Below are 16,105 nucleotides of genomic sequence, written 5' to 3'. Positions count from 1 at the left end.
CCTGTAAACTGGCCGCTGCCGATACGGTAATTGTTTGAGACTTAGTAGCTTGCGCATCTTTTTTATCGGTATCAGTTCCACCGCAACCGGCTACAACCAATGCCATCGCACTCATAGCAATCAACAATAACTTTTTGTACCCTTTCATGTACATTACCTCCTTCGCCTCCATCATGTGGCTCTTAATACTGCGTTTACACTTCAAATTACAGAGTATATATTCGCCGGATAATCACATAAGTGATTATTTGTAAACCTATTATAGTCTTATTATGACATAAATATAAATAAAATCAAAGGTTTTAATTCCCTATTTTTTAGCGGTATTTAACATAAGAAGTTAATCACATTATTATATAGCTAACAAAAATCAAACTCACTCACCAATTTACCAGTAAAACCGCGACCTTTTAAAGGTTGTTTTTTTATACTCAATTGGGTATAGTATAGATAGATTACACCAAAGGAGGGCATCACCGTGGGGTTATTTTTTCACATTTTTTGGACAAGTGTTGTACCTATTTTAGCCTTAGTAGCGGTAGGTTTTATATTAGATAAAAAATTCAATCTGGATTTACGCTCATTAAGTAAGTTAAATTTCTTTATCTTACTGCCGGCTTACGTTTTTCGCTCATTATATACAGCTAATCTTACCCTCGAAAGTGTCGGTATATCCGTCTGTGCCTTTGTCATCCTATTTTCCAACAGTTACATGGCCTTAGGCGTATCCAAACTTCTTGGCTATGACCGGAAAAAGACCCAAATTGTGCGTAACGCCACTATGTTTAACAATGGCGGCAACATCGGTATCGCCATTGCCACCTTCGTATTCTCCAATGAACCATATATCGTAAACGGTCAAACGCCTTATTTAGATGCAGCCATTGTGGGCGTAATCGCCACCTTTATTATTCAAACAATTTTCTGTAATACCTTAGGCTTTTATCAGGCCGGCACCGGTTTACTCACACGCCACGATGCACTTAAATTAGTATTCCACATGCCCGTACTCTACGCGGCTCCGGCTGCCCTCTTAGCGCGCCTCATCCCTTACGATTTAACAACTTTGGTATTATGGTCGCCACTCCATATTTTTGCCAACGCCTTCGTCGGCATGGCCATGATCACCTTAGGTGTGCAAATGAGTCGTACGCCTTACAACTTCTTAAAAAAAGACGTTTTGGTTACTACATCTTTGCGACTTATCGGCGGACCAATCTTAGCGGCCTTTGTTATGCTCCTCTACATCGTGTTGTACGAACCGGTAAATCCGATTTCAGCACAAGCGGTTATTATTACCTATAGTGTACCATCAGCGGTAAATACAGCACTCATAGCCTTTGAAATGAACAATAACCCGGAACTGTCCACGCAGATTGTTATGTCTACAACACTCTTGTCAGCCGTCACCATGCCGCTGGCCATCCTATTTGCGTACTACATGTTCCCGGTTTAAAATTATTACCTCATTCTTTGAGCCATAACGCTCAGACAAATATCTTAGGAATTGTAATAAATTAACATCAAACTGCATATTAATTCTTAACACCATCAGTGTAAACTGGTGGTGTTTTTCTGTGCAATCACTGAATTATTACATATCATCATACTTAACATGTCAATCTTCTATCTATTTTTACAAGAATTTTTATAATTAATTGTTGCATTTTTATGCATTCAGGTCTATAATGCCAATCATAGAATTTTTATTCAAACAAACTGTATATTTACTTCATCTTCCATTAATAAATTTCTTTAATTTTTGCGTAATTTTCAGAAGTAAATATACATAACAAATACCATAAACCGTATTATTATACCTACATCAAGTGCAAAACTATTCTACAAAGGAGCGATTCATATGACCAAAGTCAGCATCCTCGGTGCTACCGGTTACGCCGGGGCCGAGCTCGTAAAATTAATATTACAGCATCCGAATGCCACATTAACCCATATTACTTCGGAAAGTCATACCGGCCAAGCCTTGGCCGATGTATATCCTCATATGCGAGGCATTACCGATTTGACTTTGGAAAGTATGGATAATTTGGAAACCATTGCTAAAGACAGCGATTTTATTTTCATTGCACTGCCTCACGGACACGCCATGACCGTCGGCAAAGCCCTTGCGAAAACACCGGTTAAAATCATCGATCTCGGCGCCGACTACCGCTTCAGCGACACCAAGGTATATGAAGCGTGGTACCATGTACCCCACACTCATCCTGATGCCCCCAGCGTCTATGGCTTAGCCGAACTAAACCGAGAAGCCATCAAATCCGCCAAAATCATCGGCAATGCCGGCTGCTACACAACGGCTTCCATTCTGGCGTTGGCTCCTTTAGTAAAAAATCATCTGATTCAAACTAATTCCATCATCATTGATGCTAAATCCGGTACCTCCGGCGCGGGTCGAAGTGCTAAACTCGATACCCATTATCCCGAGTTCTACGATGCCTTTAAAGCCTACGGCGTAGCTACCCACCGCCACACACCGGAAATTGAAGCAGCCCTCGGTAAGCTTAACGGTTCTCCGATTATGCTTAATTTTACGCCTCACTTAGTGCCAATGAGCCGCGGTATCTTAGCTACAGCTTATGCCAACTTAAACGAAGGCGTCACACCGGACGCAGTAAGCCAAGCTTTTGAAACAACCTACGCCACGGAGCCCTTCGTCCGATTACTCGGCCTCAATGCCTATCCAAACACTAAATATGTACGCGGTTCCAACTTCATTGACATTGCCTGGCATATTGACGAACGAACCGGACGCGTCATCGTCCTCAGCGCCATCGATAATCTTGTAAAAGGCGCGGCCGGTCAAGCCGTTCAGAACTTTAACATCGCTTGCGGCTATGAAGAAACAACGGGACTCAAACTAGTTCCCATGTACCCATAAATTAGGAGGTTCTACCATGAAACAAACAATCACATTAGATACACAATCTCACGGCGTTACCTACGCCAAAGGTTTTGAAGCCATTGGCATTCAAGCAGGTCTGAAAAAGAGCGGCAAACATGATTTAGCCCTAATCTATACTAAACAAAAAGCGGCTGTAGCCGGCACCTTCACACAGAATAAAGTGGCCGCCGCTCCGGTCTATGTGTCAAAAGAAACAGTGGCCACCGGCACGGCGCACGCCATCATTTCAAACTCCGGCTGCGCCAATGCCTGCACCGGTCCGCAAGGCTTAAAAGATGCGCATACCATGGCGTATCACACGGCCCAAGCCTTAGCTTGTGATCCTACGGACATCATCGTGGGCTCTACCGGTATCATCGGTCAACAATTACCTATCCACGACATCGTAAAAGCCATTCCAAACCTCGTAGATTCCTTATCCGAGGATGGCAGCGAACTGGCCGGCAAAGCCATTTTAACAACCGACACTTATTCCAAAACGGCCTCAACCCATTTCATCGTCGACGGTCAAACCATTCATATGGGGGCCATCGCTAAAGGTTCCGGCATGATTCGGCCTAACATGGCAACCATGCTTTGCTACATCACCACCGATATCGCCATTACTCCGACGCTTTTGCAAAAAGCCTTACACGCCTGTGTCGATAAATCCTTCAATATGATTTCCGTCGACGGCGACATGAGCACCAATGATATGGCCATCATCCTCGCCAATGGGGCTGCAGGCAACAAACCGATTACCGAAGAAAATGAAGATTTCGCACTTTTCCAAGAAGCCCTCATGGCTATCACCATATCCTTAGCTAAGCAAATCGCCGCTGACGGCGAAGGAGCCAGCAAATTTATCACCATTGATATTAAAGGAGCTACCGACTTCGAGAGCGCCAAAACAGTTGGCATGTCCATTGCCAATTCACCACTCGTAAAAACCGCCTTCTTCGGTGAAGATCCAAATTGGGGACGTCTTATCTGTGCTGCCGGTTATGCCGGCGTACCAATGAATCCGGCCACTACAGTATTAAAAATCGGCGGTGTTACCATTTTTAAAAACGGCATGGGCGTGGTGTATAACGAAGCCACGCTAAAACAAATCATGAATGAACACGATATTACGGTCACCGTTGAGCTCAACGAAGGCGATGCGAACGCCACTGTTTGGACCTGCGACCTCACCTATGACTATGTGAAAATCAACGGCGAATATCATACCTGATACAGCTATAACCGTGCTAACCACCCCATCACAGTAGCGTAACGTATCAACCGGACCTAAACTATCAAGCCAACGAACCTTTCGGAAAGGAGCCTCCTATGATCAACGAATTAAACGCCTTCAATATGGCCACCGTCAACACGCCTGACGAAGTAGCTGCGCACACCACCATCAGCGCCGCCGGTAAAGCATCCATACTCATTGAAGCACTGCCATACATCCAAAAATTTGCCGGCAAAACCATGGTCATCAAATACGGTGGCAATGCCATGATTAGCGAAGAATTAAAGAACAAAGTAATGCAAGACATCGCCCTTATGAAATGTATCGGTATTAAACCGGTCATCGTCCACGGCGGCGGTCCTGATATAACCGCTTTTTTAGAAAAAGTGGGCAAACCCAGCCAATTTGTAAACGGTCTGCGCGTCACCGACGCAGAAACGGTAACCATCGCCGAAATGGTATTGGGCGGTAAAATCAACGCCGAAATCGTAAGCCGTCTCAACACCTTGGGCATCCCCGCCATCGGCCTTTCCGGGAAAGACGCAAACTTGCTGATGGCCCATAAAAAATTAGCCGAAGTTCACGAAGCGGGTGGCCAAATCAAACACGTAGATATCGGTTTTGTCGGCGAAGTAACGAAAGTAAACACCGAGATTATTAATGACCTGTTAGATAAAGGCTATGTACCGGTTATCTCCCCGATTGGGGCCGGTAAAGGCGAAACGACCTATAACATTAACGCCGATTATGTGGCGGCTGAAGTAGCCGGCGCCTTACAAGCGGAAAAACTACTCATGCTCACCAATACGAAAGGAATTTATACCTCCCTCGATGACCCGAAGAGCTTCTTATCCAGCATCTTTAAAGCTGACGCTGTCGCTATGATTGAAGATGGCACCATCCAAGGCGGTATGATTCCTAAAGTGGAAGCCGTTTTACATGCCCTTGAGTGCGGCACTAAACGGGTTACCATCATCGACGGTCGCGAACCGCATGCCTTATTGCTCGAACTATTTACCAACAAAGGGATCGGCACGGAAATCATTTAAATTAACCATCACGCCCACCCTCGGCATTGCCATAGAGCATGCCATGATTAATCTATGACTAAGGAGGTTCCCCATGAATACAACGGATATTATAAACCACGATAAACAAGACTATTTTCCCGTCTTCGCCCGGTACGACATCGTCCTCGACCACGGCGACGGCCCTTATTTATACGATACTAACGGTAAAGCCTATTTAGATTATCTCGCCGGCATCGCCGTTAACGTAGTAGGTCATAACTATCCACCATTAGTTGATGCTATCGCTACGCAAGCCGCTAAAATGATTCACTGCTCCAATTTATACTACACGGAAGTACAAGCCGAAGCAGCGGCAAAACTCAAAGCTTTAAGCGGTATGGATAAAGTCTTCTTTGCCAACTCCGGGGCGGAAGCTAACGAAGGGGCTATTAAATTAGCCCGTAAATACGCCACCGCCAAAGATCCGGAAAAAGTACAAATCATCACCGCCTTACACAGTTTTCACGGTCGTACTTTGGCTACCTTGACCGCCACCGGCCAAGAAAAATATCATCAAGGCTTTGGCCCCCTACCGGGTGGTTTTGACTACGTTCCCTTCGGCGACATCGACGCTATCAAGGCAAAAATTAACGACAAAACCTGTGCAGTCATGCTGGAAGCCATTCAAGGCGAAGGAGGCGTCCATGTTCCCGATGCGAACTATCTAAAAGAAGTAAAAGCCCTTTGTGAACAACATGACGCCTTGCTCATTATCGATGAAATCCAAGCCGGTATGGGCAGAACGGGTAAATTCTTCGGCTACGAACACTTCGGTATCCAGCCGGATATCGTAACACTCGCCAAAGGCCTGGCCGGCGGGGTGCCTATCGGCGCGTTTTTAAGTACCAAAAAATTAGCTAATACCTTCCATGCCGGTGATCACGGCTCTACCTTTGGCGGTAATCCCTTAGCTTGTGCCGCCGCCAATGCTGTACTCACCGCCATTAAGGCTGAAAACTTAATGGATAATGCAGCTACTGTCGGCGATTACTTAATCGCACAACTAAAAACCTTGCAACAATCTTTTCCGACGCTCATTACCGAAGTTCGCGGCAAGGGTCTCATAGTTGGCATGGAGCTCACGAAACCGGGCCGCGATATTGTTAACGATTGCCTTAGCAAAGGTCTCATCATCAATTGCACCGCCGGCAATGTCTTGCGCTTTGTGCCGCCACTCATTATTACTAAAGACAACGTTGATACCTTAATTACTATTCTAAAAGAAGTATTACCGGCTTACGCAAACTAGCCGTTCCCACTATATGAAAGGAGCCTATTATGAAAAAAGGTGACGATTTTATTTCCATCCACGACCTCTCCACGGAAGAAGTTTGGCAGCTGCTCGACTTGGCTGCCGATTTAAAACAAAAACAAAAAGCAGGCATTCCTCATCCCTATTTGCAAGGCAAAACCTTGGGCATGATTTTTGAAAAAGCCTCTACCCGTACCCGTGTTTCCTTTGAAACCGGCATTTACCAACTGGGCGGTCAGGGACTTTTCTTATCCGGTCGCGATTTACAAATCGGCCGTGGCGAGCCCATCAAAGATACAGCCCGCGTTCTCTCTCGCTATGTGGATGGCATCATGATTCGTACCTTTGCTCATGATACGGTACTCGAACTGGCCGAATATGCCAGTGTGCCGGTCATCAATGCCCTTACCGACTTACTCCATCCATGCCAAGCCATGGCGGATATGATGACGGCCATCGAATACAAAGGGAAAGATTTAAAAGGTAAAAAACTCACTTTTATCGGTGACGGCAACAATATGGCCCACTCCCTCATGTTCGCCTGTGCCAAATTAGGCCTTAACTTTGCCTTTGCCGGACCTAAAGGGTATGAACCGAATCCGGACATTATTGCCAAAGCCGAAGCAGATGCCAAACAGTCGGGCGGCTCTGTTGAAATCTTAAACGATCCAATGGCAGCGGCTAAAAACGCCGATATTTTCTACACCGACGTCTATGCCAGCATGGGCCAGGAATCGGAATACGAAGAACGGCTACAGATTTTCAAAGGCTTCCAAGTTAACAGTCAATTGCTCAGCGTGGCTAACACCGATCCGATTGTAATGCACTGCTTGCCGGCTCACCGGGAAGAAGAGATTACCGACGAAGTATTTGAAGCGCAGGCTAATGTTATTTTTGACGAAGCGGAAAATCGTTTGCACATGCAAAAAGCCATCATGGCCACCATCATGTAAAACGGTTTAGACTCAGCAATAGATTAAATTTGGTAAATACTTTTCGTCAACTATTATGTATTGACGCTTTACATTGTAAACCCCACTAAAAGTGTAGGTTGATAAAACAAACCTCCCCTAGTATACTTAGAACAGGTATAGTAGAGGAGGTTTTTCAAATGAAAACACGTTTATTATTTCGCGCCGCTTTAATGATTGCGCTCTTAACAGTGGGTGCACGTATCCAAATTCCATTGCCTTATTTTGATTATTATACGTTGCAGTTTACCTTCGTGCTCTTAGCCGCGGTCATTTTGCCGCCCCGCTACGCTTGGGGCTCCGTTGCCACCTATGTACTCATGGGCCTTATCGGCATTCCTATCTTCGCCGGCGGCGGTGGTCTCGGTTACGTTGTACGCCCAAGCTTCGGCTACCTCATTGGCTTCATCATTACAGCCGGTGTGTTGGCTGAATTGAAACACCGTTATAAAATTCACACGCTCAAGGGCTACTTTACACTGAATACTATCGGCATTGTCATCACCTATATCTTTGGCTTATCCTACAAAATCGCCATTCTGGCCTGGTATTTGAACCAGAGTGTACCATTGAGCGATATCTTCTGGGTAGCCTTTGCCTTCGACATTCCGGCCGACTTCATTATGATTGTCATCTTATCCGCAGCGGAAGTGCCTATCGTCAATGCATTGCAATCCTTAAATCAGCGTGCTGCGGCGCATTAATTACTTCAGCCCCCAAGCCAAGCTGGTCATGCTTAAGCTGCCCCATACATAATCATGGGTATGAATATCAACCGGTGGCAAAGTAAGCTCTTTTACATCGCCTTCACCTACTACGGCACCAAGGCAGTAGTAGAACGGTGCCAAGTGATCCGGTGATTCAGCGGCTACGCGAGCCCCTTCAAGGGCTTCCCATTTTAAAGCGCCAACTAAATCATTTTCCTTTTCAGGATTTATCTTAGCAAGTAAGGCTTCCTCGAACGCTTCCGCTTCGGGGAAGCCTTTATTGCCCATATTCGGATTGATTAAACGCAAATTATGAACAATGTCACCACTGCCTAAAATCAAGATACCTTCATCGCGCAAAACGGATAACGCCTGCCCCATAGCAAACCATTCACGAGCATCCGCTTTATAGTTAACCGATAACTGCACTACCGGAATCTTTGCATCAGGATACATTTTCAAAAGCGGTGCATAGGCCCCATGGTCGTAACCGCGGTCTTCTTTGGCGGCCACCTGCGCACCCAAACGTTCCTCTATACGCTCAATCAAAGCTTTGGAGGTTTCTGCAGGATACTGCAATTGATAAATCGGATCAGGGAAACCATACATGTCATAGATCATAGCCGGTTTTTCATCCACTTGTACAAAACTGCCGGCCGTATACCAATGTGCCGAAATCATTAAAATAGCTTTTGGACGCGGTATAAGCGTAGCCAATGCTTCCCATTCCTTTGTCCAAGGATTATCTTCAATTAAATTCATAGGTGAACCGTGGCCAATGAACAGCACCGGCATTTTAGACATATTAATTGTTTCACTCATAGTAAAACTCCCTTTCTTACAGACCCTAATTCGCAATCGGATACGTTCCGTCAATGCGTTCCTAAGGGGCTAACGGAAAACTAATCATATCTGAAGTACTATTCCCAAACATCTATGCCATCAGAAATTTCCAGCTGAATGGGAATTACATTCACTTTCATCGTACGACTCTATTATAAGATGTAATATAAAATATTACAAGTGTTTTTTTGAAAATTTTCACTTTTACCAAACATATAAAAAGCCGGCACAGCAGACTATACTGACTGTACCGACTTTTACATTATGTCGCTGATTACGACCCAAAACCTTATTTCGTATTACATTTTATACTTCTTCATCCAATAACGGCAACCAAGCGCCATAGCCTTCTTTGGCCATATCTTCAGCCTTAATAAAGCGCAAGGACTTACTGTTGATACAATAACGAAGACCACCCAAATCTTCTTTGCCATCTGTGAAAACATGGCCTAAATGGGAATCGCCATGGGCACTGCGCACCTCTACACGAGGACGGCCCGGAATCGAAAGATCCTCTTTATATACAACCGAATTTGCCGTAATAGGTCGCGAGAATGCCGGCCAACCGCAACCGGAGTTAAATTTAGCCGCGGATATAAAAAGCGGTTCCCCCGTTACAATATCCACATAAATGCCTTTTTCAAAAAAGTCGTCATATTCACCGGTAAACGGGTGTTCCGTTGCACTTTCCTGGGTAATGGCGTACGCATCATCACCGATACGAGCTCTTAAGGCGTCCTTATCTTCTTTCACATAAACCGGTAAATCCACCAATGGTTCGTTCGCTTTATATAAAGCCACATGGCAATAGCCGTTCGGATTTTTATCTAAATAGTCCTGATGATAGAGTTCCGCATCAAAGAATTGTTCCAACGGCAATACTTCTACGGCAAATTTACCGTACGGATCAACGGCCTTAAAAAGGCGTTCAACACGGGCTTTATCCGCTTCATCGGTATAATAAACGCCGGTTCGGTACTGAGTGCCTACATCGCCGCCTTGCTTATTCACAGAATAAGGATCGATAATTCTGAGCAAATGCAGTAGAATTTCTTCCAAGGAAATAATGTGGCGATCATACTCGAGGCGCACCGTTTCCGCATGGCCCGTATCATTATGACATACCTCTTCATACGTCGGGTTTTCCGTTTTACCGTTCGCATAACCTACGGCAGTCCCCAAAATGCCGGCTACACGTTTAAAATACGCTTCTACACCCCAGAAGCAGCCACCTGCCACATAGATTGTTCGTTTATCTGCATAAACACTTTGAATAGCCATAAATTGACCTCACTTTCTCTTTTAACTCTCTTTTATCTCTCATTTCATCTCATATAATGCTCTGATTTAACATCATATTACACCATATTGATAACACTATACCATTAAATCGAAAATATTAAAAGTCTAAATATATATTAGAAGGCATCAGCCGCTTTAACACGGCGTTGATACACTTGATATGCTACGAACATCAAGAGCACGCCGGTTACCAAGAATACATACTGAATCCCAAAGAAGGTGGTTACACCACTCGCAAAGAGCGGCCCCACCATGCAACCGAACTGGTTGGCCGTCGTGGCCATACCGAATACGCGACCGCGAAATGCCGGTTCTGTATAATGAGCTAAGGCCGCACTCAACAACGGGTTGACCCCTACGATGAAACAGCCTACCAAAATCTGCAAGCTGCCGAACCAGGTAATGCCAAACGGCATACTTTGTAAAAACAAGAATATACCGGTACCGCAAAGGGCATAAAATACGGCTTTAAAATAGCCCTTGCGCTGCCCGAAAGCGGCCCAAATATTGGTTGTTACCGCACCGGCCAAACCGCCGACACTCAAGATTGTACCGGCCAAGAGAGCGGCCCCTTCCATCGTGCCTTGCAACTGCCCTACATAGAGCGCCAAAATAGGCTGCAGCATTAAGATAGCGGCCTGCATAATGAAATACAACCATAGTAAATCCGTCAATACTTTGCGACCTTTAACAAAATTCCAATCTTCTCGGAACGAAGTCGTTTCAACCGGCTGCGCATCGCCCATATGCGGTTCTTTTACAAAGAAGAATACCACCGCACTGGCCACGAATAAAACGCCACCGGCAATGAAAAATACCGGCCTCATGCCCACAACCGCTTCAATCAAACCTCCGAGAAGCGGCCCGATAACGTTACCTACAATTAAACCGGTCTGAAAAATCCCCAGCGCCGTACCGGTTTTTTCTTTCGGCACACTGAGGGATACCATGGTCATCGCCGCCGGCATAAAGCCGTTGGCAAAGCCCATCAAAGCACGTGTCGCAAACAATTGCCACGCATCTTGTACGAAACCCGTTAAAATATAAGAAATACCGATCAAAATACCGGCACGAATGGCCATGAGTTTTTTGCCCTTCGTATCCGCCATACGCCCCCAAATCGGAGCCATGACGCCGGCTACAAAAAACGTAATGGAAAAGACAACGCCGGACCAAATAGCGACGCTATCGTGACCTACACCTAATTCTAATAAATATACCGGCAAAAACGGTATCAACATCGTGTAACATATGGATAAACCCGTCATACAGCCGGTTAACAGCCATACGTTGCGCATTCCGCCTCTCGCATCTGCCATATGATTCCTTCTTTCTTCAAAACTTGCCCTTCGGCCATTCATTTCACAATTTTAAGGCAACATTTGTTGTCATATACTTATAATTTTAATTCAAACAAAGCAAAGCTCCTTGATCATACTCAAGGCGCTCACACTAAATAGCTACAATTATACTTTTTGTTCCCGTCCGGTTAGCTGCGCAATCAATTTGTACAACAGTTTATACATGGTAGTGAATTCTTCATCCGTCAGATTTACCACCTGCGCCATCGCCTTCGGCACATGGGCTACCCGCTGTTGCAATTCGCGGCCTTCATCCGTAATGGAAATAATGACGGTTCGTTCATCTTCTTTGGAGCGCGTCCGTGTTAAAAAGCCTTTAGTTTCCATTTTACGCAGTAATGGCGTAAGCGTTCCCGAATCGAGATATAAATACTCGCCCAGGGACTTTACATTCAAATGGCTGTGTTCCCACAAAACCATCATCACAATATATTGCGTATATGTTAAATTTAAAGGTTCCAATAACGGCTGATAAGCTCTTACAATCTCCTTCGCACAGGCGTACAAGGGAAAACACAACTGATTCTTTAGAGCCAGTTCCTCTATATTTGTATCTATCAAGGTTTTTCTCCTTATCTCAATTAATTAGTTCACAATATAATTCTATACAATGCGACAACCCCTGTCAAGGTGAGTGCCTCGGCTGAAGAGAGTAACCTGCTCATCTTCCAAACGTCTAGTGCTTCGCCCCCATACATCCGGCTGTGTCAAAAAGAAAAACACCTTTTAGCATCAGCCCGCACTTTTACCATAAAAAGTAAATGCAGATTGTACCACTCAAAGGTGTTTTATAACTTCAAACGTTCTTTTGATATACCGTATCGCTATTTACTTTTTACTACAGTACCGTCCGTTACCATTGTCTTCAATTAGGCCGGTGTACTCTTACCGGTTACGTCAGCGGAAGTGTCGTCAGTGGCTGTCTCATCGGCAGTTTTGCCTTCGGCCGAGTGAGCCTCTTCATCATCTTCTGAATCATCAGATACATCAAACTTTTTGTCCAACACATCCTGCAACGTTAACTTTTCCATATATTCTTTGAATTGAGCCTGCATATGTTCCCATAAAGGCAAGGTCATACAAGTCTTGCTGCGTGGACATTGGTTTACTTCATCTTCCAAGCAAGCTACGAGAGCAATAGAATCTTCCGCAGCGCGCAAAATATCATAAACCGTGTAATCTTTCGGCTCCATCGACAAGCGATAACCGCCGTATTTACCACGTACACTCTTTACATAACCGGCCGCGCTCAAGCGTGCTACAATGCCTTCTAAATATTTATCGGAAATACGCTGACGTTCCGCAATTTCGCGGATAGACACGTTCTTCTTAGTACCATGTTCTGCAAGGTCAACTAATACGCGTAAAGCATAACGACCCTTAGTTGAAATTTTCATAGTTCATATACCTCTTTCACAGTAGGAATTACTAAATTCATTATATCACAAGATTTATCCCCTATCAAAGAGGGGGAATTAAAATTCCTCGCCACATTTCTTTGATTTACTTCCTACTTTTTTGAATTACCTTGCTAATTATCGCTATTTATCTTGCTAATTACGTCTATTTACTTTGTGAATTTTCTCTATTTACCTCTCTACTTTTCTGATTTACCATGATACAATAGGGGTGAATTTATAATTCTAAAACATATAGGAGGTCACATATGTTAGAAAAACTGTTTGCGCTCAGCGAGCGTAATACAACGGTGAAAGGTGAAATTATCGCCGGTTTAACCACCTTTATCACCATGGCGTATATTCTTTTCTTGGCGCCGAATCTACTCAGCATCGCCGGCATGGATAAAGACGCGGTCCTCATCGCCACTGCATTAGGCGGCGGTATCGTAACGATTGCCATGGGGCTCCTCGTTAACTATCCGATTTGCTTGGCACCGGGCGTAGGCCTGCTCGCCTTTTATACCTTTACCGTCGTACTCGGTATGGGCGTCGCTTGGCAAACCGCATTGGGGGCCGTATTTATTTCCGGTATTGTTTTCCTCATTTTGACCCTCACTACGGTGCGTCAACACATTGTTGAAGGCATTCCGGCGTCTATGAAAATTGCCATTACCGTCGGTATCGGTCTTTTCATCACCATTATCGGTTTGAAATTATCCGGTCTCATGGCCATTACCTTATCCTTGTCCCCGGACAGCTTGGCCCAAGTGATTGCCACCAAAGGCCATTCCACACCGGGTTCTTCGGAAACCATCCTTACCTTAGGTAACCTCATGGATCCGCAAGTAGCTTTGGCCCTCTTCGGTCTCGTTTTTACAGCCCTCTTGATGGCCCGCAACGTATAAGGCTCCTTCATTATCGGCGCCGTTGTTACCAGCATCTTGGCGTATGCAACCGGTAATGCCCAATTACCTGAAAACTTCTCCATTATCGCAGTGCCTGATTTCAGCAAAGCCGCTTTCTTCCAATTAGATATCGGCAGCGCCATGAGCATGGGTCTCGTAACCATTATCTTCTCTTTCACCTTCGTTGAATTATTCGACTCCATGGGTACCTTAATCGGAACAGCCACTAAAGCAGGCATCGCTAATCCTAAAGAAGGTAAATTCCCGGGACTTGGCAAAGCCATGACCGTCGATGCCGTCGGCGTAAGCTTCGGTGCCCTTTTAGGGGCCAGCACCATTACCGCTTTCGTAGAAAGTGCGGCCGGTGTCGGCGCCGGTGGTCGTACCGGTTTAACCGCCGTTACTTGCGGTATCTTGTTCCTCTTGGCATTACTCTTTGCACCGTTAATCACCCTCGTGCCAAACTGTGCAACAGCTCCAATCTTAATCTTAGTGGGTGCCTTGATGATGGAACCGATTCGCGACATCGATTTCTCCGATTGGACCGAAGCCTTCCCGGCTTTCATGGTAATCGCTTTGATGCCTTTCACTTACAGCATCGCTAACGGCATATCTGCCGGTCTTATCATGTACCCACTTCTTAAAATCGTTGCCGGTCGTACCAAAGAAGTTCACTGGATTATGTATCCGTTGGCCATCATCGTATTGATTCGTTACATTTGGTACTAAGATTTTTTGAAAAAAATCGTCAAAACAATCTAAAAACAGCTCTTTAGGCTAAATAGAAGACTTATCTCTGATTCCGCATCATTGTAAAACGATGTGACAGAGATAAGTCTTTTTTATGCTTCAATATCGTGAAAACCAACTACCAAGGTCAGTACAAAACTCAGCCCAAAGGCAATGCCTAAAGCTGTCAAATACCACATAAAAGATGGTCCCATGAATACCGGTAACGTAGTGACCGCCGGAATGGCAAAGGAAGGGGCACTTACTTTGAAAAAGCCTGCCAAGGCTCCACCTAAACCACCGGCCACGCAGGCACAAACCATAGGTCGTTTCAAACGCAAGGTAACCCCGAATACAGCCGGTTCCGTAACACCCAGTAAGGCGATCAAACCTGCTGAAAAGGCTTCCGTCTTAAATACCTTATTTTTACTGCGCAAACATGGCCGTACCAAATAGCGGCATCAACGTATCAAAACCGTATACGGCCACGTTATTAATGGCAATCGGGAAAAAGCCCCATTGGAGCCCCAACATGCCGATAAACGGTTGCACCGTCCCCACAATAAGACCAGCTATCAACGGACTGAGTCCATAAACTAATTCATAACCGCCGCCCAATAAGGCTCCTAACCAAGTACCGATAGGTCCTAAAATAACTAAGGTAAACGGTGTCATCACGATAATACAAAGGGGTGGTGTAAATAACCCGCGAACCGCTTCAGGAAAAATCTTTTTACCCAACGTTTCTACATATTGCAAACAATATACGGCCAGCAAAATCGGAATTACCGACGAGGGGTACATAACCTGCCCCACGAGCCAGCCGAATAAATCAGGACCTTGCCAGGTCGAAGCGGTAGTCCCCGCCGCTGCAGTCTGACCATCACTCACAGCACCCAAGCTCCCCACACCGTTTGCCAAACTCTGGACTAATGCCTCTACAGACTCCATACCGCCTGCGCCGGGTGATTTCATGAGCTGCGTCACATCCGGATACACCAACACACAGGCCAGCAGCATAGCTGTAAAAGGATCCGTATTAAACCGCTTCGCCGCCGTATAGGCCAAGAACACCGGTATAAAGTAGAAGAACGCATCGCTCATGGCATTTAGAATTACATAAGTACTCGAACCTTCCGGCACCAAGTGATTTACGGTGAGAAGAATAAAAATCCCTTTTAAAATACCGGTCGATACCAATAAGGCAATAATCGGTAAAAACAGGGCTGATAGAAGATCTATCGCCCCGTTGGCAAAGCCTTTAAGTCGCATATATAGTGAAGTCGTAGCAGACATGAAATACTCCTTTAGATTGAATCTTTGAATATATTTATTGATTATGTATATCAAATTAAACCAATATAAGTATAACAAAAGAGAGCCCTCTCGACAATTGATATGCTCCCTTTTAGGTAGACACAAGAAA

At 45.1% G+C, this 16,105-nt stretch carries 16 protein-coding genes; 9 read left to right on the top strand and 7 right to left on the bottom strand.

The features are described from left to right. Nucleotides 1–478: 478 nt before the first annotated feature. The 7 genes from QZL64_RS01975 (at nucleotide 479) to QZL64_RS01945 (ending at nucleotide 8,136) form a co-directional block, all read left to right on the top strand. Nucleotides 479–1,456 (top strand): AEC family transporter, encoded by a 978-nt coding sequence (locus QZL64_RS01975; RefSeq protein ID WP_021840376.1) that lies wholly within the window; start codon nucleotides 479–481, stop codon nucleotides 1,454–1,456. Nucleotides 1,457–1,861: 405 nt separating this feature from the next. Beyond that, on the top strand, nucleotides 1,862–2,899 hold the full coding sequence (gene argC, locus QZL64_RS01970) for an N-acetyl-gamma-glutamyl-phosphate reductase (RefSeq protein ID WP_021840375.1): 1,038 nt from the start codon (nucleotides 1,862–1,864) through the stop codon (nucleotides 2,897–2,899). A gap of 16 nt (nucleotides 2,900–2,915) precedes the next feature. Then, nucleotides 2,916–4,136 carry a bifunctional glutamate N-acetyltransferase/amino-acid acetyltransferase ArgJ gene (argJ, locus tag QZL64_RS01965; protein WP_021840374.1) on the top strand — a complete coding sequence of 407 codons (1,221 nt, stop codon included), beginning with the start codon at nucleotides 2,916–2,918 and terminating at the stop codon, nucleotides 4,134–4,136. 98 nt (nucleotides 4,137–4,234) lie between these two features. Beyond that, nucleotides 4,235–5,188 (top strand): acetylglutamate kinase, encoded by a 954-nt coding sequence (gene argB, locus QZL64_RS01960; protein WP_021840373.1) that lies wholly within the window; start codon nucleotides 4,235–4,237, stop codon nucleotides 5,186–5,188. Between the two features lie 73 nt (nucleotides 5,189–5,261). Further along, a complete protein-coding gene (locus tag QZL64_RS01955) occupies nucleotides 5,262–6,458 on the top strand; it encodes an acetylornithine transaminase (RefSeq protein WP_021840372.1) in 1,197 nt (398 codons plus the stop codon). Between the two features lie 29 nt (nucleotides 6,459–6,487). Next, nucleotides 6,488–7,414 (top strand): ornithine carbamoyltransferase, encoded by a 927-nt coding sequence (gene argF, locus QZL64_RS01950; RefSeq protein ID WP_021840371.1) that lies wholly within the window; start codon nucleotides 6,488–6,490, stop codon nucleotides 7,412–7,414. Between the two features lie 158 nt (nucleotides 7,415–7,572). After that, entirely contained in the window at nucleotides 7,573–8,136 is a 564-nt protein-coding gene (locus tag QZL64_RS01945; protein WP_021840370.1) for a biotin transporter BioY, read from the top strand. Here QZL64_RS01945 and ygiD read toward each other — a convergent pair whose 3' ends face one another. The 5 genes from ygiD to QZL64_RS01920 all read right to left on the bottom strand — a co-directional run bounded on the left by ygiD (nucleotide 8,137) and on the right by QZL64_RS01920 (nucleotide 13,042). Continuing rightward, on the bottom strand, nucleotides 8,137–8,961 hold the full coding sequence (gene ygiD / locus QZL64_RS01940) for a 4,5-DOPA dioxygenase extradiol (RefSeq protein ID WP_021840369.1): 825 nt from the start codon (nucleotides 8,959–8,961) through the stop codon (nucleotides 8,137–8,139). A 327-nt stretch (nucleotides 8,962–9,288) separates the two neighbouring features. Further along, complete coding sequence (gene msrA, locus QZL64_RS01935) at nucleotides 9,289–10,263, bottom strand: peptide-methionine (S)-S-oxide reductase MsrA (protein ID WP_021840368.1); 975 nt, start codon at nucleotides 10,261–10,263, stop codon at nucleotides 9,289–9,291. Nucleotides 10,264–10,400: 137 nt separating this feature from the next. Beyond that, complete coding sequence (locus tag QZL64_RS01930; RefSeq protein WP_021840367.1) at nucleotides 10,401–11,603, bottom strand: MFS transporter; 1,203 nt, start codon at nucleotides 11,601–11,603, stop codon at nucleotides 10,401–10,403. A gap of 147 nt (nucleotides 11,604–11,750) precedes the next feature. After that, a complete protein-coding gene (locus QZL64_RS01925) occupies nucleotides 11,751–12,206 on the bottom strand; it encodes a MarR family winged helix-turn-helix transcriptional regulator (RefSeq protein WP_021840366.1) in 456 nt (151 codons plus the stop codon). Between the two features lie 308 nt (nucleotides 12,207–12,514). Beyond that, entirely contained in the window at nucleotides 12,515–13,042 is a 528-nt protein-coding gene (locus tag QZL64_RS01920; protein ID WP_021840365.1) for an RrF2 family transcriptional regulator, read from the bottom strand. Between the two features lie 269 nt (nucleotides 13,043–13,311). Here QZL64_RS01920 and QZL64_RS01915 point away from each other — a divergent pair, with 269 nt between their 5' ends. Then, nucleotides 13,312–13,950, top strand: a complete 639-nt coding sequence (locus QZL64_RS01915) for an NCS2 family permease (protein ID WP_021840364.1) — start codon at nucleotides 13,312–13,314, stop codon at nucleotides 13,948–13,950. 9 nt (nucleotides 13,951–13,959) lie between these two features. Beyond that, entirely contained in the window at nucleotides 13,960–14,679 is a 720-nt protein-coding gene (locus QZL64_RS01910) for a solute carrier family 23 protein (protein WP_368393552.1), read from the top strand. 113 nt (nucleotides 14,680–14,792) lie between these two features. Here the strand turns inward: QZL64_RS01910 and QZL64_RS01905 are convergent, their stop codons facing one another. Both QZL64_RS01905 and QZL64_RS01900 read right to left on the bottom strand, forming a co-directional pair. Continuing rightward, entirely contained in the window at nucleotides 14,793–15,116 is a 324-nt protein-coding gene (locus QZL64_RS01905) for a PTS beta-glucoside-specific IIabc (RefSeq protein WP_021840362.1), read from the bottom strand. Further along, complete coding sequence (locus QZL64_RS01900; RefSeq protein ID WP_021840361.1) at nucleotides 15,106–15,975, bottom strand: PTS transporter subunit EIIC; 870 nt, start codon at nucleotides 15,973–15,975, stop codon at nucleotides 15,106–15,108. The genes QZL64_RS01905 and QZL64_RS01900 overlap by 11 nt, the downstream gene beginning before the upstream one ends. Between the last annotated feature and the right edge of the window lie 130 nt (nucleotides 15,976–16,105).

It is taken from the genome of Veillonella sp. CAG:933, assembly GCF_000431435.1.
GTDB lineage: Bacteria > Bacillota > Negativicutes > Veillonellales > Veillonellaceae > Veillonella_A.
The sequence above is the reverse complement of the archived record's forward strand: the minus strand, read 5'-3'. Positions and strand labels throughout refer to the sequence as shown.

Coding starts and splice junctions, on each gene's coding strand:
- argC (WP_021840375.1), top strand. CDS start 1,862: ATGACCAAAGTCAGCATCCTCGGTGCTACCGGTTACGCCGGGGCCGAG.
- argJ (WP_021840374.1), top strand. CDS start 2,916: ATGAAACAAACAATCACATTAGATACACAATCTCACGGCGTTACCTAC.
- argB (WP_021840373.1), top strand. CDS start 4,235: ATGATCAACGAATTAAACGCCTTCAATATGGCCACCGTCAACACGCCT.
- QZL64_RS01955 (WP_021840372.1), top strand. CDS start 5,262: ATGAATACAACGGATATTATAAACCACGATAAACAAGACTATTTTCCC.
- argF (WP_021840371.1), top strand. CDS start 6,488: ATGAAAAAAGGTGACGATTTTATTTCCATCCACGACCTCTCCACGGAA.
- QZL64_RS01945 (WP_021840370.1), top strand. CDS start 7,573: ATGAAAACACGTTTATTATTTCGCGCCGCTTTAATGATTGCGCTCTTA.
- ygiD (WP_021840369.1), bottom strand. CDS start 8,961: ATGAGTGAAACAATTAATATGTCTAAAATGCCGGTGCTGTTCATTGGC.
- msrA (WP_021840368.1), bottom strand. CDS start 10,263: ATGGCTATTCAAAGTGTTTATGCAGATAAACGAACAATCTATGTGGCA.
- QZL64_RS01930 (WP_021840367.1), bottom strand. CDS start 11,603: ATGGCAGATGCGAGAGGCGGAATGCGCAACGTATGGCTGTTAACCGGC.
- QZL64_RS01920 (WP_021840365.1), bottom strand. CDS start 13,042: ATGAAAATTTCAACTAAGGGTCGTTATGCTTTACGCGTATTAGTTGAC.
- QZL64_RS01915 (WP_021840364.1), top strand. CDS start 13,312: ATGTTAGAAAAACTGTTTGCGCTCAGCGAGCGTAATACAACGGTGAAA.
- QZL64_RS01900 (WP_021840361.1), bottom strand. CDS start 15,975: ATGTCTGCTACGACTTCACTATATATGCGACTTAAAGGCTTTGCCAAC.